Raw genomic sequence first — 23,935 nt, 5'->3', positions numbered from 1 at the left:
ATTGTGTGTCGATTGAGGATTTAAATAGCTACTCCTGGTTTTTGGCACCAAGCACTGTTAAATCCGGTTTATTGCGACCCTCTGACTCTGACCAAAATCTTTGTAATTTAAATAAATCTCGGGTATTTATTTGTAGATCGTCAGTAGGAAACTGGTGCATAGCTTCTATAATTGTCCAACCATCAGAATTATCCGGTATATCTGCAGCTTCAATGAGTGCAGAACGAATAGCGTAAAAACCGTTGCGCTCGGGATGGGTTTTAATTACAGTACCTAATTCCTGAAGAAATTTTTCTCCCTCGGATGTATTAGTATATTTATAAAGTTCAACTCGATCGCTATTAAAACGATATCCTAGCCAATAACGTAATTTAGCCAATGTTTTTCGGTCTAAAAACTTAGAATAAAGGCGAAATTCACGAGTCATCTCTCCAGTATCGGCATATTTTTTTAAAGATTCAACCGAAATTCTGCCATTAAAAGGACCATAAATTAGTTTTATTTTTTCTGCTGCGATCGCTGGTTGGGACTTAACGGCTAAGGCAGATAAAATTATGCTGATAGTAATAAAAGTATAAGAAATATAGACTGGAGTAATAAAGTATTTTATTTTCATTCTTATTATTAATATATCTATCTCCCAAAATTTTAGATTTAGATTGTCAGGATAGTATGTGATCTAAATGTGTTAATTACTATTCTTAATAGTTCCCAGTAACGATAAAAAATATACAAGTTGATCTTCTCTCTTAATAAACATGACAAATGAACCTAATCAATCCCACCGTACTCTAGCTGTAGATATCGGTGGCAGTGGTATCAAAGTAATGGTATTGGACACTGAAGGTAGTCCCCTTAGCGATCGCCAAAGACTCAAAACTCCCCAACCAGCCAAACCCAAAGACGTAATCGATACCATTCTTACTTTGGCAAAACAACAGGAATATGACCGAGTATCTGTGGGGTTCCCAGGAGTCGTCCAAAATGGCGTGATTAAAACTGCTGTCAACTTGGATTCAGATTGGCTGGAGTATGACTTAGCCTCAAGTTTGACTCAGTTATTATCAAAGCCTGTCAAAGTGGCAAATGATGCTGATATTCAAGGGTTTGGAGCAATTTCGGGTAAAGGTGTAGAACTTGTCATTACCTTGGGAACGGGATTTGGTTCAGCTTTATTTGTTGATGGAAAATTAGTTCCCAATTTAGAAATGGGACATCATCCTTTTCGCAAAGGAGAAACCTACGAAGAACAACTGGGTCGAGCAGCCCTAGAAAAAGAAGGCAAAAAGAAATGGAACAATCGTTTGGGAAAAGCGATCGCCAACTTAGATCGTCTTCTCAGCTACGATTTTCTCTATATTGGTGGAGGAGAGACGAAAAATATCAATTTTGATTTACCTAGCAATGCCAAAATTGTGCCCAACGTATCGGGATTATTGGGAGGGATTAAACTCTGGGCTAGCTAAATTAGTAATCAGTAATCAGTAATCAGTAATCAGTAATCAGTAATTATTGATTACTGCTCCAATTAATTGGCAAGGTAGTATCTTGAGGATCATCGATGTGATTAAGAAATTCTGTCTCTCGATCTAACACGGCTACCACTCGATCATATATTGCTTGAGCTTCTTCTAGAGAATTGCCAATGCTGGTCAAACCTAATTTGCCAAATTCCGATAATGCACCCATGAGATGAAATACTGTCCCAGTACGACTACTACTATCAAAATGCAATCTTTCTTGGGCAATAATGTCCATTAAGTCGTTGGGCAATAACCCTTTATATTGTTCTTTTTGTAAATTATCGGTGGCAATATAATGTTTTTCTTGCCCTTGTTGACTGAGAAATCGCCCCGTATCATAATCAAATCTACCGTTAGTCAATAATCTTAAGGTCATAAACGGGTGTGTTGTTCCCCCTTTGCGTAGATTAATTTCGATCGCCTGAATATCCCACTGTTTAGTTTCTGGTTGTTGCACCGCAATAAAATCCACCCCATAACGCTCTATTGCTCCTTTCGCTGCCAAAGCTTCCCCTACTTTTAGTCCTAATTCCTGTAACTCTAATCGATAAGCTGAATCAGCAGGAAAATAGCAACCTTCGTAAACCTGGCCATCCTGACCACCTAAAATCTGGTCATGGGTCGAAACAATTTCTACCTCTCCTGATGGTCTAATATAGCCTTGAACACTGGGCGATCGCTTGATTTCTCCTTCGATAAAAGCTTCTACAATTGCTCCTAATTCAGGAATACGAGCAGCAAAAGTAGACCAGTTTTCACCAGCCCCCTGAAAACTCATATTTTCCAGTTGTTTAGTAATGGCATTGAGAGTTTTTTCCTGTTCGCATTGATTGGGCAGATAGTCTTGAATTGGTTTTAAATATAATAAAGCATTGCCTTCCCCGGAAAAGCCTTCATTGAGTTTAACGACAATTCGCTTTAAATCTGGATGTCTTTGCCATAAATTAAATATTTCTCGGACTAAATCGGCAATATTTTTCACCGTATAGCTACCTGGAGGATGGGGAATTCCTGCCTCAGCAAAGATTTCGCGACTACCACTTTTGGAACCCCAATAAAGTACTTCAGGAGAAGCGGCGAGCATAGGAATACCTAATTTCAAAGATAGTTGTTGTTCTAAATCTGTGGAATTATAACAAACCATATAAGACTTATTAGGACGTAAAGCGCGGCGAATTTTTTCTACTAGACGAGGACGCTCTAAGATTTTTTGGGTTAAGGGCTTGAGCGAACCATCATAGGTACTAATTAATAACAAGCGATCGCGGGCATGGGAAAAGGGAATTCCTGGAAGTAATTGCAGATAGTAATCAATTACAATCGGACACAGGGGAAGAGCCGTAATGTAAATAACCCTGGTCAGAGGATTACGTAAGCGAATTAGGGAAAACAGTAATCTCTCTTCGTAATGCAAAAAACCTGACACTTTACTTCCTACTTGCTGATCGATACTAAAGGAAGGAATAACTAAAATATCGTAGTCATCCTGGTCAAAAATATCTACACTTTGCCAAAGTTCTCCCTCAACAGAAGATTTTGTCCATTCTCGTAGCTGATTTTGGAGATTTCTAAAACGTTCTGCTGCTTCAGGATGAAATGTGTCCACTATGCTCATTAAAAGATTGATACTTTCAGAGAAATTACCAGCATTATGTTAACCCGCCCGGAATCTCGATACTTGAGATAAGTTTTTAAGAATTATTAAATCTGTGAAGGGCTTCGCCCTAGCTATCAGCTATCAGCCCTTCGGGTACTCTTCAAGAAGGCTCCGCCAACGACACTTTCTTTAACGAGGGGAACCCTCGCAACGAAGTGTCTCACTATCAGCTATCAGCCAATCAGATAGCGCGACAACGCGGTCTTGCCAGACAGTCCGTTGGCGGGGAAAGCCCCCGTGAGCGATTGTCGCAATACGGGCTTTAAACTGCGGAATGCAGCGGGCAGCGGACAGCGGGCAGAGGACAGCGGGCACGGGATATCAAGGAATCAAATACGCGATCGCCTAATTCATGCCAGAGGTCTGTTGAATTAGCAATATTTAACTATTAATTGTATTCATGTCTTCCATGTATACAATGTTTTGTTACTCACAATCCCAATAGCTAAAGTTTATTTATGACTAGTAACAATACTTCTTGTACAAATAAATAGGAGTAAATTATGAAAATTCTCTTGCAGCGAGAAGCCCAAACAATAAGCGATCGCGAATTAAAAAATAATCAACAATATTTAATCGATTTGTTTGAAAAAATACTTGATATACCTAGTACTGTGAGTTCAAATTTACGTCGTTTTTTTCTAATCAATCATCAAAATAGTTGCAAATAACAAGCTGATTAAACTCGAAAAAGAAAATCTACCAGGAATCAGTGGGTGTGAAAAATCTACGACTGACCAAGTTCTAAGGAAATGAGAATCTACCTGTTCAAGCGTAAGCTAGCTGGTGGATTCGTCTAACTAGACAAATGCAGAAGTAGTTTATTTGCTGGTGTAAGAACTGCTAAGAACTCTTAACAATTATTGATAAAACAATTCTTTAAAGTTAGTAGACTATAGAACAAAAAATGGTTAATTTCGTCACTATACTATTCAGGAAAGGATTATTTAACCAGTAATACTTATTTTTCCTGAGTTAAAGAGTCATTTTGTCATTAGACATCACACAATTACGCGACTACACTTTCATTTTTTAGCCTAGCTTATTTTTGGAGAGGGATTTTCTTAGTATGCACAACTGCGGAGCAACATTAAACATCTATAAATCACCAGTTCTTCCCTTCATTAGTCCACCTGTTCAGAAAAAACTGCACAAAATCACTCCTCTGCCTATTGGCTTGAAAATTAAATCTTTTAAGATTGAGGACGTTAATTACTCGAGATCAACTTCGCTGATGAACGGAGCGCAATCGCGACGACAATCACCGACAGACGAAGCTATCAAGCTGGAGGCAACTGTTAGGCTACCCAGTTTTGTTCATTCATCACCAATTCCACTCAACATTTTTTCCAACCAAGTAGTTACTAAATCTCGTGATTTTGTTTCTTATAGCGATTCCCAACCCGATCAGATAATTCAATCTAAACCTGTCTATTCTGGAGCAAATCATAGATTTTGGTGGCGTTGGTTGTTAATAGTAGGCTGTAGCATATTAATGTTGCCCCTTTTATTCCAGACCTCTTCTCAAGCTAGTAACTTGTTGGAGAAAGTAAAAATGCACCTGCAATTAAATTCTCACCAAGCAAGAAGTTTTCCTAATAGTGGCAGGATTCATTTACAAGATAATCAAGCTTCCTCGTTTAATCGAGCAATTAGAAAAGCTAGAGCTATTGAACCAGATTCTCCTTTTTACCATCAGGCACAAGTTGATATCAATCGTTGGAGTGAAGTAATTTTAGACATTGCTCAGGGAAGAGCTGATGAAGAAGACTTTGCTGGTGCGATCGCTGCTGCCCAGCTTATCCCTCAAGATGAATCTTCTGCTGAATTTGTTGCTCAGGAAGCAACAGATGCAATTCTTCATTGGCAATTAAAAGCGCAAAGACAAAATCTTTATCAAAATTACTTAGCAGGAGCCAAAAAAATAATCAATCCCAATCAAGCTTCATCTTACAATCAAGCAATTAGGATTTTACGGCAAATATCCCCAGGAGTTGAGGAATATGATGAAGCTCAAAGTTTAATTAGGCAATGGAGTAAGCAGATCTATTTGATAGCCAACGATCGCGCTGCCAAGGGAGAATATCAGCAAGCAATTGAGGCAGCAGCGTTAATTCCTCAAGATTTTCCGTACTATCAACAGGCTAAAAATTCAATACTCAGGTGGCAAGAATTTAGCTCAATTGGACATGTCTTGCACAGTCCTCCAATTTTGGAAAATTAAAGAATTGAAAAAACGCATTGTCAAATGCTCAAGGCTGATTAACCTCAAATAGACCTATCGGTTAAAGAGCATAAACACTGATGTTTAATTCAGCGCAAAATGATAAATATCTGTATATTGCTCAATAATCTGTTTGATATCATAATCAGCTATTTTTTCTTGACCTTTTTGCGCCATTAGTTTCGCACTTTCTGGCTCATCGACTATTTGTGCCATAGCTTGGGCAAGTTCGTCTACATTCCCCAAATTTACTAGCAAGCCACAGCCATCTTCTAGTAAATCTTGGATACCACGAATCTTGGTGCCAATCACAGGAGTTCCCAAGCACATCGCTTCCATAATACTGCGGGGTAAACCTTCTCTTTGAGAAGTTAAAAGAACCGCAGCACTTGAGCAAATTAAAGCAGGAATATCCTGTCTAAAACCCAAAAAATGAACTTGTTGTTGTAAACTCAGCTTAGCGGTCAATTGTTCTAGTTCAGGGCGCGTGGCACCATCTCCAGCAAATGCTAAATGAATGTTAGAACGATTGAGTTTTTTGAAGGCTATTATCTGATCTCGATGACGTTTATTGGGGGTAAACTCAGCTACGCAGAGTAACAAAGAATCTGAAGAACTAAGCCCCAATTCTTGACGAACGGCAATAATTTCTGACTCAGAAACTTGATTGGGATTATACTCATTGAGATCTAACCCAATCCCAGATGTGTAAAAAATTCTTTCGGATGGCAAGAGGCGATTTTGTTTGGCAGCAGTTTCATCTTCACGATTAATAGTGATCAAATAGTCTGTCCAATTACCAGCCAGCTTTTCTAAGTTTAAGAAAACAAAATTTGTCAGAGGATTACCTTGTTGATGAAAATGAAATCCGTGCGCTGTATAAATAACTCGAGGTTTTTGTTTGATATTTAATTTGCTGATCGCATATCTGGTAGCAAAAGCCGCTACAGGAGTATGAACATGAACCAAATCATAATTTCCCTGAGCAATTATTTCTTGGATTCGAGGGACAGCAACCATTAGATTTCTGGGGTCGAGAGGGTTTCGTGACCATTGAATATCCCAGACGCGATCGCAAGCCGCAACGCATTTTGAATCAGCAGAAAGTCCTTGAGCCATGCCATCAACCTGCCAACCCAAACTCTTAAAGTGCTTAATAAATGGCAGCAAAAATCCATGGATTGTCACGGAGACAGTTGTAACAACTAATAATTTATGAGTCATGATATTTACTTGAAGTCTAGCCCAAAAGCTTTTAATACAATTGTTGAGAAAGTTAATTAAGTATTTTGTTGAGTTTAAACTTTTGATAACTTCCCCAAAAATCTTACAATATTTGCAAGTTGGTTATGTGTATCTAAAATAAACGGATTGACCAACATTGTTAGGAAAAAAAGTATAAATCAGTGTCTTGGATTACACTAAAAACGACTAAAGGTCGCTGGGAGGCAGAGTTAATGCAGCAAATATTAACTGCTTACGATATTCCTTGTCGTGTGCTTAATATTGGTGCAGGGGTTTACTGTGGACAGGGAAGTCAAGCCGCTTTGCAGGTAAGATCTAAAGACCAGTGGACAGCTTTGTTGCTTTTGAGTCCTCCAGAAGATAATCAAGAAATAAGATAAAACCCTATAAAAAAAATTTAGTTTAATTATGTCTTCCTTATTTGATTGGTTTGCTAATATCAGAAAAACCGAAGCACCGATGCAAAAACAGCAAGAAAGAGAAATTGCTGATGGATTATGGACAAAATGTAGTTCTTGTGGCTCTGTTACCTATACTAAGGATTTACAGGCTAACCAATTGGTTTGTGCTGAATGTGACTATCATCACCGAGTTGATAGTGACGAAAGAATTAAACAATTGATTGACGCTAAGACCTGGAAACCTTTGGACGAAAATATACGCCCTATCGATCCTCTGAAATTTCGCGATCGCAAAGACTATCAAGCAAGATTGCAAGATTATCAAGCCAAAACAGGCTTAACTGATGCCGTGAAAACAGGAACAGGTTTAATTGATGGTCTACCCCTTGCCCTAGGAGTAATGGATTTTCGCTTTATGGGTGGCAGTATGGGATCTGTGGTCGGTGAAAAACTATGTCGTTTAATAGAATGCGCTACAGCAGAACGTTTCCCCGTGGTAATAGTTTGTGCCTCTGGAGGAGCTAGGATGCAAGAAGGTATGTTCAGCCTGATGCAGATGGCAAAAATTTCCGGGGCTTTGCAACGCCATCAAGCGGCAAAACTATTGTACATACCCGTATTAGCTCATCCCACTATGGGAGGGGTCACTGCTAGTTTTGCTATGCTAGGAGATATTATTTTAGCTGAACCCAAGGCAACAATTGGCTTCGCAGGAAGAAGAGTTATTGAACAAACCCTCAGAGAAAAATTACCAGAAGGATTCCAAACTTCGGAATATTTATTAGAACATGGTTTTGTTGATTCAATTGTGCCGCGTACTCAACTCAAAAAGACCTTGGCTCAGTTAATTAGTTTGCACCAGCCTTTTTACACTCTGATGTCACCCTTGGAGCAAAATAATCATTATCACCATCCTGAAATTAGTGAGACAGTTTAAGACACTATTAATAAGTTATTTATATTGACAACGAAACGATGTTCTCAGTTTTAAAGCAGCCGTTACCTAAAGTATTGCTTTTGGTTATGGCAACGATTTTTTGTTTTTTATCTCAACCCCTTAATGCAGATTCAATGCCCTTAACTCAAACTGAAATTGATCAAAAAATTCAAACCATTCCCCAATGGCAGCAGGAAGACCAAAACTTGACTCGAACCTTTGAGTTTAAAAACTTTGTTGAGGCGATCGCTTTTGTTAATCAGCTGGTTGAACCGGCAGAAGCAGCAGGACATCACCCAGATCTAGCTATTTCCTACAATAAAGTCGAAGTTTCGCTGACCTCTCACGATGCGGGGGGATTAACCCAAAAAGACTTTGATTTAGCCCAAACTATATCTCAACTAGCCGAATAAAAGTTTTTTCCGAAATAGTTAATATTTGACCAGACAAAGGAGAGGATACTTTTAATACCCTCTCCCTCCCAAAAACTAATTACTACAAGTCATACTTGTTGAAGTACTGGTGCTTCGAGATACCGCTGTACCAGAGCTATTGCTGCTGGTAGTTGAATGACCAGAAGAACGGCGATCGCAGTTCATATTTGAGCCAACAGAAGACGAAGAAGAACGACCATTAAATATTCTCAGGTTACTCAGACGATTTAACCAAGAAGAGTTTTTAGCGGCATTAGAACCAGAATTAACTTGAACTTTACCGTTTTGTACAGACACCTGCATGTTACCAGTTTTTACTTCAATGTCATTGGCGTAAGCCAATCCTGTAGACAAGGCAAACACAGCAGGTATAACAGCTAGGGAAACTAATTGCTTAAACATAATTTGAACAACTCCACTATAAAATAACTCAGTTTGTTGTCTTATGAATCACAAGTAAAAAATCATTGAAGATTTAAGCCTTGCTCTCAAATAATCTGACTTATTGTAGAAATTTATTGTTTGTTGATAAGGTTGATAAAGTGTAATGCGGTAAAGATTACGTTGGTATCGCTGACTTACAAAATACATACTGTATTGTATGTCTGTTTTAGAAAGTCAAAATATTAGGTTGACTTTACCGTAATGTCTTAATACGTCTGCTCCTTTTTTTTTATGCAGCAGTTTTTGCCTTCAAATCCTAAAATTATGGCTCACTTATTTAAAAAGCTAGGCATAAGCTTATGTTTAGTGGGCTTTTACTCCCATCAAGTTTTAGCTAGCACCGTCATTAAACAAGCTAAAATTTATAAAATCCGTAATCAGGTTGATATAAATTACAAAAGTAGACCAAATTGGAACCCAGCTAAACTTGGCGATTCAATTACCCCCAAAGATTCTGTTCGTACTGGTGCAAATTCTCGTGCTGATATTTTGTTTAATGAAGGCACACTAGTTAGAACAGGTGCCGGAACGACTTTTCGTTTTCCTCAAGGTAAACGCCGTTTTGAGCTAACTAGTGGTGCTGCCCTAATTATGATTCGTCCCGACCAGGGACAAAGTACCATCAATACTCCTCAAGCTAAAGTAGTATCCCAAGGAACAGCTTTATTCGTTCAGCATACTCCTAAAAATAATGCTTCTTTAATCGGAGTTTTAACTGATAGTCCCGCAGGTCTAGTTAAAGTCTCCAGTACAAATGGTGATGTCACACTCCAATTACAAGCTGGTCAATTTGTCTCAATTGTTCAGGGAGTAGTAGGTCTAGTGGAACATTTTGTACTGCCAATGTTTTATGAAACTGTAGAACTATCAACCGGTTTAGGCGCCAGACCTGAAGAAATGGAGGCCATGATTGCTAATGAACCTCCTGAAGCACAAACTACTATTAGAGCAGTACAAGCAGAAGCAATCGACCCTTTACAAAATCAAATTGCTTGGCTTCAGGGTTTTTGTAAACTCAATGTCGAAACTGCAAATATATCACCTTTACTACAATTATTAGGAGTTGAAGCTTCTGGAGCTCGAGTTAATCTCGAAATACCAGAAACAGATTTATCGGTCATTCCTTTTCGTTCTTTAAGCGGTGTAACTTGGTTAGGTAATTATTGCAAGCAAAATCAAGCTTTTCCCGGATTAGAAAGAAATCGTAAACCGGTCAAAAATTAAGATAGATTAAGCAATGAAAATATTTTTTTCATTAAACCAAAGATTATTGAACTGTGAGGTTTTCTGGTGTTAATACAATGCCGATGTCTGAGCCAATATCTGAGTAATTTACAGAAAGTGTAACAAGATTTACTTAAACATTACAGATTATTACTTTGTTTTTGATAAAAGAGACTATAGTGCGGGAAATCTTTTATCTTCAATATCGATGGGTGAACTTGATGCATCTGTCAGATTAAATAAAAATTAAATTTGTTGTCACAATTAAGGAGAGCTCAATGCTTGACGCTTTTTCCAGAGCTGTAGTAAGTGCAGATAGCAAAACTGCTTGTATCGGTGGTGAAGAACTACAATCTCTAAAAAACTTTATTTCAGACGGAAACAAACGCTTAGACGCTGTTAATGTTGTTGCTAGTAACGCTAGTTGCATCGTATCTGACGCTATTGCTGGTATGATTTGCGAAAACCAGGGCTTAATTCAAGCTGGTGGTAATTGCTATCCTAACCGTCGTATGGCTGCTTGCTTGCGTGATGGTGAAATCGTTCTTCGTTATATCACTTACGCTCTATTATCTGGTGACGCTTCCGTACTAGAAGATCGCTGCTTGAATGGCTTGAAAGAAACTTACACTGCTCTTGGTGTACCTCTTCAGTCCACTGGTCGTGCAGTTGGTATTATGAAAGCTTCTTCTCTAGCTCATATCAACGGTAACAATACCGAAGCTCAGGCTGGAAACAGATACAAGAAAAATGAAATGATCGACGGTGACTGTTCTGCAATCACTTCTGAAGCAGCTAGCTATTTTGACCGTGTAATTTCTGCCCTTAGCTAGAAAATCCCTTTTAATCTAGCCAATAACCTTAACAAATTGGCATAAAGTGGTCATGTTGTCACTTTTATAACAAGCAATTCAGGAGATATCCAAAACTATGAAATCTGTTGTAACTACAGTTGTTACTGCTGCCGACGCTGCAGGACGCTTCCCTTCTACTTCTGACCTAGAGTCAGTTCAAGGTAGTCTTCAACGTGCTAATGCTCGTATGGAAGCTGCTGAAAAACTAGCTAGCAACATCGATAACGTTGCTCAAGAAGCTTATGATGCTTGCATCAAGAAGTATTCTTACTTGAACAACGATGGCGAAGCTAACTCTACTGATACTTTCAAAAGCAAATGTCTTCGTGACGTCAAGCACTATATGCGCCTAATCAACTACTGTCTAGTTGTTGGTGGTACTGGTCCTTTAGACGAGTGGGGTATTGCTGGACAACGTGAAGTATATCGCGCTTTAAACTTGCCTACTGCACCTTACGTAGAAGCTTTGACTTTTGCACGTAATCGCGGTTGTGCTCCTCGTGATATGTCTTCTCAAGCTTTAGTTGAGTATAACGCTCTGTTAGACTACGTAATCAACTCCCTTTCCTAAAAGGCTGATTAGTAGTCCAATTTTATAACTAAATAGATAATATCTCTGTTTGGTAGATGGGGGCTTTAGGTCTGTTGCTTTGACTTCAATTAGTTTGAGTATCAGTCTTAAAGCTCCTATTGTTTGTATGGCTAGAGTAATTCTCTACTTTAAAATATTTAGAAATATAGCAATTACTACTTTGTACGGCTATAAAATAGAACTATAAAACCTGATGACTACAGACGCAATATTCGAGAAACTTAAACATCCAAACCCAAATTTGCGTAGGAAAGCAATGCTGGAATTAGCTGAGGCAAGAGATGAAAATACTATTCCTCGCTTAATGAGTATTCTCAACCAAGAAGATGTAACCTATAGGAGAGCAGCAGTAAAAGCATTAGGGATAATTGGTGCCGATGTTGTTCCCTCTGTGGTTGACTCTTTGCTCAATAGTGATAATGCTACAGTGCGCTCAAGCTGTGCTAAAGCTTTGGCTCAGGTAGTAGTTAATCATCCAGAGGTACAAATGCCAGAGGAAGGTATCCAAGGATTAAAACAGGCACTGAATGATCCTAATCCGGTGGTCAATATTCCTGCGGTGATGACCTTAGGTGAAATCGGCCCCCCTGTATTCGATCTTTTGGTAGAGACCCTAAACACTAGTGAAAACCTAGCAGTTGGAGTAGCAATTTTAAATGCTCTTGGTTCAATGGGGGATCCTAGAGGAGTAGAAGTATTAACTAATTTGAGTAATGATGAATCTGCTGATCCTTACATTCAAGAATCAGCAACTAGTGCTTTATCTCGTTTGGAGATGGTCATGAAGTATAACAGTTAGTATGATTTTAACTTTGTAAGTCCTATTTACGAACCTTGTTTTATCGATTTCAGATCTTAAATCAGTAAAGCCAATTTTTCTTAGTGATTCTGGGAAAACTAGGGATATGTTGAAGCAACTTATCTCGGTATTTCTGGAATCTCGTTGTCTATTTTGTAGTCGTACTACTTCAGAATCTCTTTGCCAATATTGTCAACAAAAATTATTGAGTCATCAGTTAAAGGATCGTAATATTTCTTGGAATAATCTATCTGTATTTGCCTGGGGTAGATATGATGGACAATTAAAAAGAGCGATCGCTTTAATGAAGTATCAAAATCAACCAGATATAGGTGGACTTTTAGGGAAATTATTGGGTGATGTTTGGTTACATAGTGGTTTGATTAAACCCCTAGCAAAAATAACTGTTGTGCCGATTCCGCTACATAGTAAAAAGTTAAAGAAGAGAGGATTTAATCAAGCAGAAATTATAGCTAGAAGTTTTTGTCAAATTACAGGATATGGTTTAAATTCTCAGGCTTTAATTCGAGTGCGAGATACACAAGCGATGTTTAACTTAAGTTTAGAGGAGAGAACGAAAAACTTAGAGAATGCTTTTCAGATCGGTCATAAATTACCTAAACATCCTGTGTTACTCTTAGATGATATTTATACTGTGGGAACTACGATCAAGGAGTCAGCGAAGATTTTACGACAACAAAGGATCGAAGTGATTGGAGCAGTAGTAGTTGCTAAATCAATAATCAGTAATCAGTAAATCTACTGTTGATCGACTAATTTCTCTTATGTTAATACTCAATCCCAATGTTGGTTGGTATGCTCGGCTAAAATCATATTTTCGTCAGAAATATCCCGTCCAAGCCAAAAATTTGGAAGAATTTTGGAATAGTCAGAGTGGTGACTGGCATTGGTTAGCAGAAAAACCGATCCCAGTAGCCAGTCTTAATCGACATCTTTGGCGGGCTTCTGTTCCCTCTTTAAGTTTTTATTTTTTACTGGGTTTATCTGGGGTAATTGCCACATTAGGATTATTAGCCAATAGCGTAGCTATTATTATTGGTGCCATGATTATCGCGCCTCTGATTGGACCCATTACAGGTATTGCCTACTCGACAACAGTTGCCAATCGACGCTTGTTGCGACGCTCTTTTCTAACTTTGTTAACTGGAGTTATTTTTACAGTCATCATCTCTTATTTAACTGTCCAATTAGTTGGTTTAAAGACTGTAAACTCAGAAATTTTATCTCGTACAAATCCTACTTTACTTGATTTGATTATTGCCTTGGCAGCAGGGGCAGCAGGGGCTTTTGCCAATACTCGACGCAGAATTGCCGATGCCTTACCTGGGGTAGCGATCGCTGTTGCTCTAGTTCCGCCTCTTAGCGTTGTAGGTATTGGTTTTGCTTTAGGCGAAAGTTCTCTTGCAGTGGGAGCATTGTTATTATTTTTAACTAACCTGACAGGAATTATTTTTAGTGGCGTAATTATTCTGTTACTTCAATCTTATGGCAGTATTGCCAGAGCCAAACAAGGACTGATTTTCTCCATTAGTGTTCTGCTAATTCTCGGTTTACCTTTGAGTTTGTCATTGAGAGGTTTAATTTTACAAAACAATGTCCGCTACAACGTCAATGAAATAATTCGCAATCAGATAGCTACTTTTTCTAACAGTGATATTCGTTCAATAGAAGTTAGACGACAACAAGATAATATTTTCATAGACATGGAAGTTATGGCTCCTCCTAATTCAATTAATCGCGATCGCTTGAAAGTTGTCAGAAATCTACTAGCTCAGAAACTAGACAAAAAAGTAGAGCTGAACGTTAAAGTAGTACCAATTGAAAATATTTATCTTCCTCTCGATTAGCCTTAGCTTTCCTATTTAGAATTTATACTAAATCCGATTTCCAAACTCGCGCGTTCCTTCGATGAGGAAACCTCATCAGGGTCGCTCGTCAAAACATACTTTTAATCAATTATCATCAGGTTTGATCAAATCTAAAGCATCATTAAGGATCTGTTGTTTGTTAATTTTTTCCAGTATTTGTAATTCGCTATAAGCACCACCAAAAGCTTCTAGAGATGCTTCTCTTAAGGCTTCCTCAAAAGCTTCCTCAAGAGTTTCTGCCAGCTCTTGAATTTGTAAATAATAGCCATCTGCTTTTCTTCTTTTATTAGTTTTTTTAATTCTAAAAACAGAGTTTTTAATAGAATTTTCCCAGGAGCGTGTTGTCTTTTGTTCTGCACTTTGCTTAATTAGATGGATTAGCAATATTACCCCGTAGCTGTAAATTCTGCTGATTTTATCTTCCAGGGACATTGCTTCTAATTCATCAATAATTGTCAAAGCCTTACTGTAGTCTTTTGTTTCTATACTGTGGCGTAATTCTGTTAACTCATACATTGCCTTAATTTTCTCTTTGTTCTGTTATCCAGCAGTCAAAGCTTGTTTTTTCGAGCCTAACTTTCTCGCAGCGGTACTAAAATAATGTTGAAATCTTTATTACTAAGTTCAGTAATCTTAATCGCTCAATCCTCTGATCTTAATTTTAATCCAGAATTTATCCAGCTAAAAAATCAGCTAGAAAGCTATGGATTCAAGGTGAACATAGCTCTTCCACCAGACTTTAATTTAGCCAGCCAGAAACCAGATTTTAATCGTCGCCGAGTCAGAAAACCTTATGGCGTATTAAATGCTACTAGTAAATCTATTTGGATTAATCCAATTGTATTTGAATTAGGTATTAGTAATCCTGTCTTAATCCATGAAACCGTTCATGCTGCTCAATTTTGTGCCGGAAAGGGCACAGTTAAAACTTTAGGTTTAGATATCGAGCCGATTAAACAAGCTCAACCTTTTTTTAAACGATATATTGATACTCATAGCCAAGCAATAGAGAGAGAAGCTTATGCTGTTCAAACTCAATCAAATAGTTTTGAATTAGCTTTATCTTTGTTAACTGAAAACTGTGAATAAGCTATTATAGCGTTTCTCGTATTAATGAGATACACCTTGTTGGAGTCAGGGAATAGGGAATAGAGAATAGGGGTTTTCAGGTTTTTGACTAAGTTTATATTTGTACCTCACTTATTTGAGAAACGCTATACTTGGTATTTTTGCCAAGAGTAATTTCTTAGAGCGCGACTCATTAATTTGAAAAACTATCAGCTGATAGCTAATAGCTAGGAGCGTAGCTCCTTTAATTACAATACTCTCAGAATACTGGGAATACTGTCGATCGCCTCTAGGTTTTTAATTTCTTCTAAAGCTTGACGGAAGTTGCCTTCTTGAACATCGTGGGTAACAACCACGATCTCGGCTAAATGGTCGCGAAAGCCAATTTGGACTACCGATTCTAGACTAACATCATGGTTGCCAAAGCTAGTTCCTAAATGACCAATGACCCCAGACACATCCTGACAGAGAAAACGAGCATAAAAACGAGTTTTGATGTTGGCAATGGGAGTCAGCTCACTGAAATGTTCATGGGAGCAGCGTAATAAAGGATCGAGCTTTTGATTAGTATTGCTTGTTTGCAGAATAGCAACTATATTGGCGATATCTGACACTACCGCACTAGCTGTAGCCCCTTTACCTGCACCAGGACCAAAAAACATTACTTGACCCAGTGGTTCCCCTTCAACCAGAATAGCGTTGTAGACATCGTTAACGTTGGCTAAGGGATGTTCTCTAGGTACAAAAGTGGGATGAACTCTTACTTGGAGCGAGTCATCATCTGGATTAGATTTAGCGATCGCCAATAATTTAATTACAAAACCTAAGTCGTCAGCATAGCTAATATCGGTAGCAGTGATCTGACGAATACCTTCACAGGGAATATCTTCGCGCTTAATTCTCCCACCAAAGGCGATCGCCGCCAAAATAGCAATTTTATCTGCCGCATCATAACCATCCACATCAGCCGTGGGATCGGCTTCAGCATAACCAAGCTTTTGAGCTTCAGCTAAAACATCGGCAAAGTCTGCCCCCTCTTGAGTCATCTGAGTCAAGATATAGTTGGTTGTTCCGTTAACAATACCGATTACAGTTTGGATTCGGTTAACCCCCAAAGACTGTTTTAAAGGCTTGATGACAGGAATACCACCTCCTACAGCCCCTTCTAAGAGAACATATACTCCTGCTTGATTGGCAGCAGTGTAAATTTCTGCCCCATGACGGGCAATTACGGCTTTATTAGCGGTAACAATGTGTTTGCCATGATCTATAGCTTTCAGGATTAGTGATCGCGACGGTTCTAATCCGCCCAACAATTCCACCACAATATCAATTTCAGGATCGGTGACAATAGCCTCTAAATCCGTAGTCAAAACTCCCTGGGGGAGTTCAGGCGATCGCTGTTTATCCAGTGAACGCACCCCCACCTTGGCTATCTCTATTTTTCCTAGCAGACTATTCCTTCCTGATGGATCGAGAATTATTTCTGCCGTTCCTGTGCCGACTGTACCGTATCCTAATAAACCAATCTTGAAAGCCACAACTTTTGTCCTGACTGTAACTTACTTTATCTAGATTAACGGTAATGGGGTCTGTTGGCTAAATTTTTTCGTTGCTGGGTTATTTTTTTCCCGTAATTTTGAGGCGATAGTTGTTATTAGAATTAGCTTGATAGGAACCGATCCAGACTTTATACTCTCCAGGTTGCCATTCTCCTTCAATCATAGGATTGGCATCGTGAGAATCATCATTACACCAAACACCACCAGGACCCTGTACCAAAATAGTTGTATCCGCTGGACTCTCTACTTCTACCCTCAGGAATTCAAAAAAAGAGTTTAATTTGAAAATATGATTGGGTAGACGACTAACAAAACCATCACAATAACCTGTAGCTGTATTCTCAGTATTAGTTATTTCCAAAGCAGTCATTATACCACCACTCATTCCTTCAACAGTTAATGATTGAGTAATAGTATTTTGATCAATTACAATGCTGCTAATGCTAGATTGAGCCAATACAGGTAAACTACTGAAAATCAAATTTGTCTCCAGTAATAATAACCAATAAATCTTTTTAGATATTAAATTACGTTGATAATTACGTCTAAGTACTGATGAATTCACTCTTTTGAGCGCAGCTTGGAACACTTAATTTACTGCCTAATTATTAATTAAATTATATCTCCTTGTAGACGCTATATTAGTTATCTTGTTCCATCTATAGGCAGAATTAATTTAAGTAAACTAAGCTGAATTACATATTCAAATTCACGTACAATATCTACCGCCAATTTGACAGCGATCGCTATAATATAGCCGTACAAAGTTGTATTAGGACAAGTTTATTGATTGCTCGTAAATAATGAGTAATGAATAATAAGTGCCCTAATGTAAGTCCGTATTGCCATAGTACAATTTAGTTCAGCTTCCTGTAGTTTTTATTGATACTGATTGAGCACAGAGCGAATTTTGCTGTTTGTCATTTTTTTAGTCGCAGCTTTAGAAAGCGATTACGCTCCGCGCGATGGCGAAGCCGAGTCCTTTAGGGTAGCCTTCGGAACGCTACATTCGCATTTCTACGAATTAACTCTAGTAAATTATGGTTTTTTAGTCTAAAAATTTTTATAAACTTGGATAAATAAGACTTATCGATAGTATTGTTTATAACAAGCCATTATAGTTTTTATAGCAACTATTATTTAAAATAAAACTTAAAAAATGTATTTTATATTGCATACTTTTGATCGCTAAATTATCTTTAGATTAGTAATTTCAGCAGTTAACAACCAAGTTCAAAAAAATGTTATCAATAATTAAAAAAGTGGAAAGGTTACGGTAAAAGTTGTTCCTTGCTCTAAGTTGCTCTTTGCGGTAATTTTTCCTTGATGATTTTCCACTATCGCTTTGGCGATCGCTAGTCCTAAACCAGCCCCTGTGGGGGTATTAATTCGCCGTTGAGGAGAACGAGCAGGATCAGCACGATAAAAGCGATCAAATATATGGGGTAAGTCAGATTCAGCTATGCCTTGTCCATTGTCTGTTACCTTTACTTGCAATTCAAATTGACGCTGAGTTTCCCTAACACGCATTGTTTTGGGAGTAAATTTAATTAGTTTCAATTCTACCTCTACCGAGGCATCGCTAGGTTCTGCCGAAGTGTCAGTATGTTCGATCGCATTAGCAATCAGATTGGTGAATAGTCGGGAGAGATGATTCCAATCCCCCTGAATGGTAAAAATATCCTCTTCATTAAAATTTTTGGCATCAATTTCTGGTTCAACAATATGCAAAGAAAGAAATAAACCCTTTTGGTTCGCAGCAGTTCTCTGTTCTTCAATGACATCAATTAACAGCGCATCTAACGGAACGGGTTGCCATTCTTGCTGTGCTATCCCACTATCGGTGCGGGCGAGAAATAAAAGATCATTTACTAAACGTCCCAATTTTTGGGTTAACCGTTCAATGATTTGTAACTGTCTTTTTTGCAGTTGAGGTTCAGCTTCGGGATAGGCTAATGCCATCTGGACATTAGTTTGGATCGTGGCAATGGGATTACGCAACTCATGGGAAGCATCGGCAGTAAACTGTTTTAAACTCGAATATGAAATTTGGACAGGTTTAATAGCAATACCCGATAAAAACCAGCCTATTCCACCGACTGAAATTACCATTAGGGTAATACCAATAATCAAATCTTTAGTTAACTGGTTAATTGGTTTGGTGACTTCAAACCAAGGATGGCTGACCCGCAGATAACCTAAGACACGATGTTCTAATTCTACTTGCTGTACAATCTGCCGGAAAATGCGATCGCTACTTAAATATACAGTTTCTCCACTACGATGAGGATGAAGAGGATAATCTATCGGTTGTTCAAAGGTAGACCACAGCAATTCCCTTTGAGGATTAAACCATTCGAGATCAATATGATCATCTTCTAAGTCATTAACATTCTGGTTGAAACTAGCATCAACATTAACTCCATATCTTCCTTGAGTTGCTGCTAGGGGTTGAATTACTAAGGACCGATCTACTACTTCTACGACGTGCTTGAGGGTGTCATCAATGCGATCCACAAGGGTATTACGAACGTAAAAATATACCCCGATAGCAAAGAGTAACAACAGAACTGCCGTAACTGCTGTATACCATAAAGCTAGACGACGACGAGTTGCTTGAAATAGTAAGTTCATTTACAGAAAGTTGTCTGTTGATTGTTCAATGTTGAATAATGAATGAAAGTTAACATCCTCAACTTAAGAAGTTAAAATTAATGCAAGATTTTTTTCAAAACGTTTCTCGCTATCCTCGCTATCTAATTAGCCTTATTGCGGGGATTTTTTGGTTTTTCTTTGAGCAACTCAAGCCCTTTCTCAAAAATCCTGTGACGGCGATCGCTTTAGTCGGTTTTTTGGTTGGTGGTTTTGCCCTACTATATCTCACTTTAGAAGCAATGTTGGGCATTAGCTAACCCCCAGATTTTAACTATTATGATTCCAATTAGAGATGAAAACCCTACCTATAGCACTCCAGTCATAGTTTATATCTTGATTGCGATTAATGTAGTGGTTTTCTTACACCAAATGACTTTAGGTTCGGGAATAGAAGGTTTTTTTCAGCTTTATGCAGTTATTCCCCAAGAACTAAGTGCTAGCTTAAATGGAACTCCCCCAAATCAACCAGTACCAGAACTTGCTACTCTAATCACTTCTCAATTTTTACATGGTGGCTTGATGCATATTGGGGGTAATATGCTTTTTTTGTGGACTTTTGGCGACAATATCGAACACGATCTGGGACACATTAAATTTCTTTTATTTTATCTGGTTTGTGGTGTTTTAGCCGGGTTAAGTCATTGGTTCTTTGGAATGCAGTCTGCAGTTCCCACCGTAGGTGCAAGTGGCGCGATCGCCGGGGTAATGGGTGCATACTTGATCAAATATCCGCAAGCCAAAATTGTCACTCTACTACCTTTATTTATCATCTGGACTACGGTGCGCATCCCTGCCGTTTTCTTTCTCGGTTTTTGGTTTCTTCAACAGGCTATAAGTAGCGTTGCCTCTCTGGGAATGCCCGAATCTGCTGGAGTAGCATATTGGGCGCACGCAGGAGGCTTTATTTTTGGAGCTATCCTAGGTCCTATGTTGGGTTTAATGAGCGATCGTCGGTAGTAAATAAATACCACAATGCCCCCCCGTTTTTAGGTGATTTTTGGGTAAAATCCAAATTTGTCCAGCCAAATTGAACTCAACCAAATTATTGAAGAATCTTGAAACATATACCCTGTATGTATTATGGGCGAAGAGAGACTCGAACTCTCACGATTTCTCGCCACATTTTGAGTGTGGTGCGTCTACCAATTCCGCCACTCGCCCATGACTTAACTTCCATAAGTATAGTCTATGTAGAGTAATTGATACAAGGTATGTTGAAGAAATGTCGTCATTAAAATATGAGTTACTGAAAATTGACCATAGGGCATGGGGAAGAAACTCAGTATGAAGCTTAAAAACAAAATTTTATTGGGTTATAGCTTATCGTTAGCTTTAGTTGTTCTAGTCGGTATTTGGGGTATTAACAATCTACGTCGTTTGGGTAAAGCCAGCGAAGCAATTCTAAAAGAAAACTACAATAGCATCCTCGCAGCAGAGAATACCATTGATTCTATTGAGCGACAAGATAGCGCCATCTTATTGTTTCTCTTGGAAAATCGCGATCGCGGTAGCCAACAATTTCGCAGCAATCAGATTGAATTTCTCAAGTGGTTGGGACGTGCTGAGGGGAACATTACCATTTCAGGAGAAGAAGAAATTATTGCTAGTATTGAAGAATCTTATCAAGATTATCTGACGGCTTTTTTTCAGTTACAGCAGCAAGAAAATCCTACTACCGAAGACTACTACCAAACTATATTACCGATATTTGAGCAGATACGCGCTCGCTGCGTTGAACTGCGAATTATCAACCAAGAAACGATGGAAGCAGCTTCAGAAAATGCTCAACAGATATCGAGCCAGGCAATTTGGTCTATGGCGATCGCGGGAGCTACCGCAGCAGGGATCGGATTAGGATTTAGCTTGTTGTTAACCCGTCGTATTGTTCAGCCACTGTCAGAAATGACTAATGCAACCGAAAAGATTGCTAGGGGTGAATATGATATTGCGCTCCAAGTTAAATCGAAAGATGAATTAGGTTTGTTGGCGCGAGAAATAACTACCATGAGTCAAAAACTTAAGGCGTTTCGCGATCTTAACGTGGGCAAAGTTATAGTTGAAAAACAGCGCAGCGAAGCGATTGTTCAAAGTATTGGTGATGGAATTATTGTGGTCGATAGCGATCTCAAGATTATTGCGATTAATCCCATTGCAGCTAATATAGCTAATGTTAAATCTATGTTAGCAACCAACAATCATTTTCTGGATGTATTTAGTGATCGCACTCTCTATCAACATCTTAAACATACTGCGGAAACGGGTAAATCTCCCCAACTAGAAGATGATATTTTGACTGTTGAACGAGAACAGCATACCCAATATTATAAGTTTGCGATCACCCCTGTAGTTACCGAAGCAGAAAAAGTAATTGGCGCAATTTTACTATTGCAGGATGTCACTAAACTCAAAGAATTAGATAATCTTAAAAGTGAATTTGTGGCTACAGCCTCCCATGAGTTACGGACTCCCCTAACAGGAATGGCAATGAGCCTGAATTTGTTGGCAGAAACTACTGAAGACAAACTATCTGAATCCGAATCAGAATTGTTAGACACTGCCGTTGAAGATGTGGAAAGGTTAAAGGGTTTAGTTAACGATCTTCTCGATCTATCTAAAATTGAGTCGGGTAAGATTGAGCTAGATTTTGTAGATGTTGAAGTAAACTTTTTGCTAGATAAAGCAGTTTCTGCTTTGAACATTCAAGCAGAACAAAATGACGTTACCTTGGTTATACAAGCTCTATCGGAAGATATAAAGACTAAGGTAGATGCCAATAAAATCATTTGGGTATTAACTAATTTAATAGCAAATGCTTTACGCTATAGCGATCCTGGAGGAGAAATCAAAATTGGTGCCACGTCAAGAAATAGCTGGGTAGAAATATTTGTTGTCGATCGCGGTGCAGGAATTCCTTTGGAGTATCAGGGAAAAATATTTGATAAATTTGTTCAGGTAGAGACAGAAAAAGATGTTGGCGGCAGTGGCTTAGGTTTAGCTATCTGCAAAGAAATGGTTCAAGCTCACGGAGGTAGAATATGGGTAGATTCTACTGTTGGTCGAGGAAGTACTTTTACATTTACAGTACCCAAAAGTCATAGTGAATCAAATTAGGAGAAATACAACTAATGTCCCAAGCAAAAATATTAGTAGTTGATGATGACAAGAACATTAGACGCACTGTAAGTATGGCTTTGGAGTCTCTCGATTATTTTGTGCATACTGCATTTGATGGTAAGGATGCGATGGTGCAGTTAACTAATGATCGCTACGACTTAATTATTACCGATCTAAAAATGCCTGGGATGAACGGGATGGAGCTTTTACAAGAGGCGATCTCTAAATATCCTGAGATTAAAATTGTCTTGATCTCCGCTCACGGCACAGTGGACAATGCGGTAGAAGCAATGAAACTTGGTGCTGTTGATTTCTTGCAAAAACCCTTCACACCCAAAGAATTAAGAAATCTAGTTCACAATGTTTTAGAAACAGAAGACTCAGTCGAGTCAGCATCAGAATATAAATCCAGCTTAAAATCTGCTAAAAACTCCGCTAGACAACGAGATTTTAATAATGCGGTCGCTCAAGCGAAAAAGGCGATCGGCTCAGATCCTTCTAAACCGGAAGCTTTCGACTTTTTAGGCAGGCTACAAGAAACTTTAGGTGATTTTGATAGTGCAATTAAGAATTACCGCGTTGCTATTAGCTTAGATCCTACTTATAAACCAGCTAAAAACAATCTTGATCGCGCTACGAGAAATTCTGATAGTGCTAGACCAAGCCTTTAGTAAGGGATGAGGGATGAGGGATGAAGTATGAGGAACTAAACAATAAACATTAGTTAATCTGTTGAGAAGATATCGGAGAAATCCATAGTTAATCCTGGTAGTATGTCTTCACTCGATAAGCTACTAGGATTGATAACTACTTGCTTGTCTTTTTCAAGGCGATAAATTTCTACTTGTTTTTCATCGGGATTGATTAACCAGCCAAGCTTGACCCCACAGTTAATGTATTCTGACATTTTATTTTGGGTTGTTGCCAAATCATCCGTAGGGGACATTAGTTCAATGACAAAATCAGGATCTATCGGTGCAAAGCCTCTTTTTTGCTTGTCGCTTAAACTATCCCAGCGTTCAATCGCAATCCAACTAACATCAGGCGACCGCGTCGCACCATTAGACAATTTGAAGCCTGTAGAAGAATCAAAGACTACACCTAACTTAGATTGACGATTCCAATACCAAACTTGCGCAACTAAACTGGAATTTCTTTTACCACTTTCACTTCCTATAGGGGACATAATAATCAATTTTCCCTTGGCATCAGTTTCAAATCTCAGATCGGGGTTTTCTCGACATAGTTGTTCCAAGGCGCGATCGCTGATTTTCTCGGTGAAAGCTTTAACATTAATGGTGTAAGTCATTTTC

General features: G+C 38.5%; 27 protein-coding genes and 1 tRNA gene. 18 read left to right on the top strand and 10 right to left on the bottom strand.

Translation table 11 applies throughout. The annotated features are described in order from the left end of the window. Positions 1 to 28: 28 nt before the first annotated feature. On the bottom strand, positions 29 to 616 hold the full coding sequence (locus PLEUR7319_RS37405) for an alpha/beta hydrolase (RefSeq protein WP_019509355.1): 588 nt from the start codon (positions 614 to 616) through the stop codon (positions 29 to 31). A gap of 142 nt (positions 617 to 758) precedes the next feature. Between PLEUR7319_RS37405 and PLEUR7319_RS0132115 the strand changes: the two genes are divergently transcribed. After that, entirely contained in the window at positions 759 to 1,466 is a 708-nt protein-coding gene (locus PLEUR7319_RS0132115; RefSeq protein WP_019509354.1) for an ROK family protein, read from the top strand. A gap of 43 nt (positions 1,467 to 1,509) precedes the next feature. Here PLEUR7319_RS0132115 and PLEUR7319_RS0132110 read toward each other — a convergent pair whose 3' ends face one another. Further along, positions 1,510 to 3,138: a peptide ligase PGM1-related protein gene (locus PLEUR7319_RS0132110; RefSeq protein WP_019509353.1), complete on the bottom strand. Its 1,629-nt coding sequence runs from the start codon at positions 3,136 to 3,138 to the stop codon at positions 1,510 to 1,512. Between the two features lie 246 nt (positions 3,139 to 3,384). Here PLEUR7319_RS0132110 and PLEUR7319_RS41530 point away from each other — a divergent pair, with 246 nt between their 5' ends. From PLEUR7319_RS41530 to PLEUR7319_RS38730, 3 genes are all read left to right on the top strand, one after another. Next, a complete protein-coding gene (locus PLEUR7319_RS41530) occupies positions 3,385 to 3,555 on the top strand; it encodes a hypothetical protein (protein WP_158441902.1) in 171 nt (56 codons plus the stop codon). A gap of 128 nt (positions 3,556 to 3,683) precedes the next feature. Beyond that, positions 3,684 to 3,851: a hypothetical protein gene (locus tag PLEUR7319_RS41525; RefSeq protein WP_019509352.1), complete on the top strand. Its 168-nt coding sequence runs from the start codon at positions 3,684 to 3,686 to the stop codon at positions 3,849 to 3,851. Between the two features lie 398 nt (positions 3,852 to 4,249). Then, positions 4,250 to 5,404: a hypothetical protein gene (locus tag PLEUR7319_RS38730; protein ID WP_026102920.1), complete on the top strand. Its 1,155-nt coding sequence runs from the start codon at positions 4,250 to 4,252 to the stop codon at positions 5,402 to 5,404. A gap of 84 nt (positions 5,405 to 5,488) precedes the next feature. On the opposite strand, the gene PLEUR7319_RS0132095 is transcribed toward PLEUR7319_RS38730, so the two are convergent. Next, complete coding sequence (locus tag PLEUR7319_RS0132095) at positions 5,489 to 6,628, bottom strand: glycosyltransferase family 4 protein (protein WP_019509350.1); 1,140 nt, start codon at positions 6,626 to 6,628, stop codon at positions 5,489 to 5,491. Between the two features lie 182 nt (positions 6,629 to 6,810). On the opposite strand from PLEUR7319_RS0132095, the gene PLEUR7319_RS0132090 reads away from it, so the two are divergent. Genes PLEUR7319_RS0132090 through PLEUR7319_RS0132080 form a run of 3 tightly spaced genes read left to right on the top strand, consistent with a single transcriptional unit; the run spans position 6,811 to position 8,400 of the window. Further along, on the top strand, positions 6,811 to 7,029 hold the full coding sequence (locus tag PLEUR7319_RS0132090) for a hypothetical protein (RefSeq protein WP_019509349.1): 219 nt from the start codon (positions 6,811 to 6,813) through the stop codon (positions 7,027 to 7,029). 28 nt (positions 7,030 to 7,057) lie between these two features. Then, a complete protein-coding gene (gene accD / locus PLEUR7319_RS0132085) occupies positions 7,058 to 7,987 on the top strand; it encodes an acetyl-CoA carboxylase, carboxyltransferase subunit beta (RefSeq protein ID WP_019509348.1) in 930 nt (309 codons plus the stop codon). A gap of 38 nt (positions 7,988 to 8,025) precedes the next feature. Further along, positions 8,026 to 8,400 (top strand): 4a-hydroxytetrahydrobiopterin dehydratase, encoded by a 375-nt coding sequence (locus PLEUR7319_RS0132080; RefSeq protein WP_202804272.1) that lies wholly within the window; start codon positions 8,026 to 8,028, stop codon positions 8,398 to 8,400. 75 nt (positions 8,401 to 8,475) lie between these two features. On the opposite strand, the gene PLEUR7319_RS0132075 is transcribed toward PLEUR7319_RS0132080, so the two are convergent. Further along, positions 8,476 to 8,823, bottom strand: a complete 348-nt coding sequence (locus PLEUR7319_RS0132075; protein WP_019509346.1) for a hypothetical protein — start codon at positions 8,821 to 8,823, stop codon at positions 8,476 to 8,478. A 306-nt stretch (positions 8,824 to 9,129) separates the two neighbouring features. Between PLEUR7319_RS0132075 and PLEUR7319_RS0132070 the strand changes: the two genes are divergently transcribed. The 6 genes from PLEUR7319_RS0132070 to PLEUR7319_RS0132045 all read left to right on the top strand — a co-directional run bounded on the left by PLEUR7319_RS0132070 (position 9,130) and on the right by PLEUR7319_RS0132045 (position 14,202). Next, positions 9,130 to 10,089, top strand: a complete 960-nt coding sequence (locus PLEUR7319_RS0132070) for a FecR family protein (RefSeq protein ID WP_237743653.1) — start codon at positions 9,130 to 9,132, stop codon at positions 10,087 to 10,089. A gap of 278 nt (positions 10,090 to 10,367) precedes the next feature. Further along, the gene (locus PLEUR7319_RS0132065) at positions 10,368 to 10,922 is read left to right on the top strand and encodes a bleomycin hydrolase (RefSeq protein ID WP_019509344.1); all 555 of its coding nucleotides are present in this window, start codon (positions 10,368 to 10,370) and stop codon (positions 10,920 to 10,922) included. A gap of 97 nt (positions 10,923 to 11,019) precedes the next feature. After that, positions 11,020 to 11,514, top strand: a complete 495-nt coding sequence (locus PLEUR7319_RS0132060) for a bleomycin hydrolase (RefSeq protein ID WP_019509343.1) — start codon at positions 11,020 to 11,022, stop codon at positions 11,512 to 11,514. A 214-nt stretch (positions 11,515 to 11,728) separates the two neighbouring features. Further along, positions 11,729 to 12,334 (top strand): HEAT repeat domain-containing protein, encoded by a 606-nt coding sequence (locus tag PLEUR7319_RS0132055; protein WP_026102918.1) that lies wholly within the window; start codon positions 11,729 to 11,731, stop codon positions 12,332 to 12,334. Between the two features lie 106 nt (positions 12,335 to 12,440). Further along, a complete protein-coding gene (locus tag PLEUR7319_RS0132050) occupies positions 12,441 to 13,091 on the top strand; it encodes a ComF family protein (protein ID WP_019509341.1) in 651 nt (216 codons plus the stop codon). A 28-nt stretch (positions 13,092 to 13,119) separates the two neighbouring features. Then, the gene (locus PLEUR7319_RS0132045) at positions 13,120 to 14,202 is read left to right on the top strand and encodes a TIGR00341 family protein (RefSeq protein WP_019509340.1); all 1,083 of its coding nucleotides are present in this window, start codon (positions 13,120 to 13,122) and stop codon (positions 14,200 to 14,202) included. Positions 14,203 to 14,307: 105 nt separating this feature from the next. Here PLEUR7319_RS0132045 and PLEUR7319_RS0132040 read toward each other — a convergent pair whose 3' ends face one another. Beyond that, the gene (locus tag PLEUR7319_RS0132040) at positions 14,308 to 14,739 is read right to left on the bottom strand and encodes a DUF29 family protein (protein ID WP_019509339.1); all 432 of its coding nucleotides are present in this window, start codon (positions 14,737 to 14,739) and stop codon (positions 14,308 to 14,310) included. 84 nt (positions 14,740 to 14,823) lie between these two features. Here PLEUR7319_RS0132040 and PLEUR7319_RS0132035 point away from each other — a divergent pair, with 84 nt between their 5' ends. Beyond that, complete coding sequence (locus PLEUR7319_RS0132035) at positions 14,824 to 15,312, top strand: hypothetical protein (RefSeq protein WP_019509338.1); 489 nt, start codon at positions 14,824 to 14,826, stop codon at positions 15,310 to 15,312. Positions 15,313 to 15,539: 227 nt separating this feature from the next. Here the strand turns inward: PLEUR7319_RS0132035 and PLEUR7319_RS0132030 are convergent, their stop codons facing one another. The 3 genes from PLEUR7319_RS0132030 to PLEUR7319_RS0132020 all read right to left on the bottom strand — a co-directional run bounded on the left by PLEUR7319_RS0132030 (position 15,540) and on the right by PLEUR7319_RS0132020 (position 19,487). After that, positions 15,540 to 16,832 (bottom strand): homoserine dehydrogenase, encoded by a 1,293-nt coding sequence (locus PLEUR7319_RS0132030; RefSeq protein WP_019509337.1) that lies wholly within the window; start codon positions 16,830 to 16,832, stop codon positions 15,540 to 15,542. 79 nt (positions 16,833 to 16,911) lie between these two features. Beyond that, the gene (locus PLEUR7319_RS0132025) at positions 16,912 to 17,418 is read right to left on the bottom strand and encodes a hypothetical protein (protein WP_144054409.1); all 507 of its coding nucleotides are present in this window, start codon (positions 17,416 to 17,418) and stop codon (positions 16,912 to 16,914) included. A 689-nt stretch (positions 17,419 to 18,107) separates the two neighbouring features. Continuing rightward, positions 18,108 to 19,487 carry a cell wall metabolism sensor histidine kinase WalK gene (locus PLEUR7319_RS0132020; protein ID WP_019509335.1) on the bottom strand — a complete coding sequence of 460 codons (1,380 nt, stop codon included), beginning with the start codon at positions 19,485 to 19,487 and terminating at the stop codon, positions 18,108 to 18,110. Positions 19,488 to 19,567: 80 nt separating this feature from the next. Here PLEUR7319_RS0132020 and PLEUR7319_RS0132015 point away from each other — a divergent pair, with 80 nt between their 5' ends. Together PLEUR7319_RS0132015 and PLEUR7319_RS0132010 are read left to right on the top strand one after the other, a co-directional pair. Further along, positions 19,568 to 19,765, top strand: coding sequence for a DUF751 family protein (locus PLEUR7319_RS0132015; RefSeq protein ID WP_019509334.1), 198 nt, complete (start codon positions 19,568 to 19,570; stop codon positions 19,763 to 19,765). 19 nt (positions 19,766 to 19,784) lie between these two features. Continuing rightward, a complete protein-coding gene (locus PLEUR7319_RS0132010) occupies positions 19,785 to 20,465 on the top strand; it encodes a rhomboid family intramembrane serine protease (RefSeq protein ID WP_019509333.1) in 681 nt (226 codons plus the stop codon). A 124-nt stretch (positions 20,466 to 20,589) separates the two neighbouring features. Here PLEUR7319_RS0132010 and PLEUR7319_RS0132005 read toward each other — a convergent pair. Further along, positions 20,590 to 20,669, bottom strand: a tRNA-Leu gene (locus PLEUR7319_RS0132005). A gap of 123 nt (positions 20,670 to 20,792) precedes the next feature. On the opposite strand from PLEUR7319_RS0132005, the gene PLEUR7319_RS0132000 reads away from it, so the two are divergent. Both PLEUR7319_RS0132000 and PLEUR7319_RS0131995 read left to right on the top strand, forming a co-directional pair. Beyond that, a complete protein-coding gene (locus PLEUR7319_RS0132000; protein ID WP_019509332.1) occupies positions 20,793 to 22,619 on the top strand; it encodes a HAMP domain-containing histidine kinase in 1,827 nt (608 codons plus the stop codon). 14 nt (positions 22,620 to 22,633) lie between these two features. Next, entirely contained in the window at positions 22,634 to 23,293 is a 660-nt protein-coding gene (locus tag PLEUR7319_RS0131995; RefSeq protein WP_019509331.1) for a response regulator, read from the top strand. A gap of 53 nt (positions 23,294 to 23,346) precedes the next feature. On the opposite strand, the gene PLEUR7319_RS0131990 is transcribed toward PLEUR7319_RS0131995, so the two are convergent. Continuing rightward, complete coding sequence (locus PLEUR7319_RS0131990) at positions 23,347 to 23,931, bottom strand: Uma2 family endonuclease (protein WP_019509330.1); 585 nt, start codon at positions 23,929 to 23,931, stop codon at positions 23,347 to 23,349. Positions 23,932 to 23,935: the final 4 nt, after the last annotated feature.

The sequence above is a fragment of the Pleurocapsa sp. PCC 7319 genome (genome assembly GCF_000332195.1).
Lineage (GTDB): Bacteria > Cyanobacteriota > Cyanobacteriia > Cyanobacteriales > Xenococcaceae > Waterburya.
Note: the sequence above shows the minus strand (reverse complement) of the source record. Positions and strands in the feature narration are given on the sequence as shown.

What these genes read in the sequence shown, in the direction of transcription:
- PLEUR7319_RS0131995 (WP_019509331.1), top strand. Translation starts at nt 22,634, where the DNA reads ATGTCCCAAGCAAAAATATTAGTAGTTGATGATGACAAGAACATTAGA.
- PLEUR7319_RS0132045 (WP_019509340.1), top strand. Translation starts at nt 13,120, where the DNA reads ATGTTAATACTCAATCCCAATGTTGGTTGGTATGCTCGGCTAAAATCA.
- PLEUR7319_RS0132010 (WP_019509333.1), top strand. Translation starts at nt 19,785, where the DNA reads ATGATTCCAATTAGAGATGAAAACCCTACCTATAGCACTCCAGTCATA.
- PLEUR7319_RS0132115 (WP_019509354.1), top strand. Translation starts at nt 759, where the DNA reads ATGACAAATGAACCTAATCAATCCCACCGTACTCTAGCTGTAGATATC.
- PLEUR7319_RS0132080 (WP_202804272.1), top strand. Translation starts at nt 8,026, where the DNA reads ATGTTCTCAGTTTTAAAGCAGCCGTTACCTAAAGTATTGCTTTTGGTT.
- PLEUR7319_RS0132060 (WP_019509343.1), top strand. Translation starts at nt 11,020, where the DNA reads ATGAAATCTGTTGTAACTACAGTTGTTACTGCTGCCGACGCTGCAGGA.
- PLEUR7319_RS0132065 (WP_019509344.1), top strand. Translation starts at nt 10,368, where the DNA reads ATGCTTGACGCTTTTTCCAGAGCTGTAGTAAGTGCAGATAGCAAAACT.
- accD (WP_019509348.1), top strand. Translation starts at nt 7,058, where the DNA reads ATGTCTTCCTTATTTGATTGGTTTGCTAATATCAGAAAAACCGAAGCA.
- PLEUR7319_RS0132110 (WP_019509353.1), bottom strand. Translation starts at nt 3,138, where the DNA reads ATGAGCATAGTGGACACATTTCATCCTGAAGCAGCAGAACGTTTTAGA.
- PLEUR7319_RS0132095 (WP_019509350.1), bottom strand. Translation starts at nt 6,628, where the DNA reads ATGACTCATAAATTATTAGTTGTTACAACTGTCTCCGTGACAATCCAT.
- PLEUR7319_RS0132035 (WP_019509338.1), top strand. Translation starts at nt 14,824, where the DNA reads ATGTTGAAATCTTTATTACTAAGTTCAGTAATCTTAATCGCTCAATCC.
- PLEUR7319_RS41525 (WP_019509352.1), top strand. Translation starts at nt 3,684, where the DNA reads ATGAAAATTCTCTTGCAGCGAGAAGCCCAAACAATAAGCGATCGCGAA.
- PLEUR7319_RS0132075 (WP_019509346.1), bottom strand. Translation starts at nt 8,823, where the DNA reads ATGTTTAAGCAATTAGTTTCCCTAGCTGTTATACCTGCTGTGTTTGCC.
- PLEUR7319_RS0132040 (WP_019509339.1), bottom strand. Translation starts at nt 14,739, where the DNA reads ATGTATGAGTTAACAGAATTACGCCACAGTATAGAAACAAAAGACTAC.
- PLEUR7319_RS0132055 (WP_026102918.1), top strand. Translation starts at nt 11,729, where the DNA reads ATGACTACAGACGCAATATTCGAGAAACTTAAACATCCAAACCCAAAT.
- PLEUR7319_RS0132015 (WP_019509334.1), top strand. Translation starts at nt 19,568, where the DNA reads ATGCAAGATTTTTTTCAAAACGTTTCTCGCTATCCTCGCTATCTAATT.
- PLEUR7319_RS37405 (WP_019509355.1), bottom strand. Translation starts at nt 616, where the DNA reads ATGAAAATAAAATACTTTATTACTCCAGTCTATATTTCTTATACTTTT.
- PLEUR7319_RS0132050 (WP_019509341.1), top strand. Translation starts at nt 12,441, where the DNA reads ATGTTGAAGCAACTTATCTCGGTATTTCTGGAATCTCGTTGTCTATTT.
- PLEUR7319_RS0132020 (WP_019509335.1), bottom strand. Translation starts at nt 19,487, where the DNA reads ATGAACTTACTATTTCAAGCAACTCGTCGTCGTCTAGCTTTATGGTAT.
- PLEUR7319_RS0131990 (WP_019509330.1), bottom strand. Translation starts at nt 23,931, where the DNA reads ATGACTTACACCATTAATGTTAAAGCTTTCACCGAGAAAATCAGCGAT.
- PLEUR7319_RS0132070 (WP_237743653.1), top strand. Translation starts at nt 9,130, where the DNA reads ATGGCTCACTTATTTAAAAAGCTAGGCATAAGCTTATGTTTAGTGGGC.
- PLEUR7319_RS0132000 (WP_019509332.1), top strand. Translation starts at nt 20,793, where the DNA reads ATGAAGCTTAAAAACAAAATTTTATTGGGTTATAGCTTATCGTTAGCT.
- PLEUR7319_RS38730 (WP_026102920.1), top strand. Translation starts at nt 4,250, where the DNA reads ATGCACAACTGCGGAGCAACATTAAACATCTATAAATCACCAGTTCTT.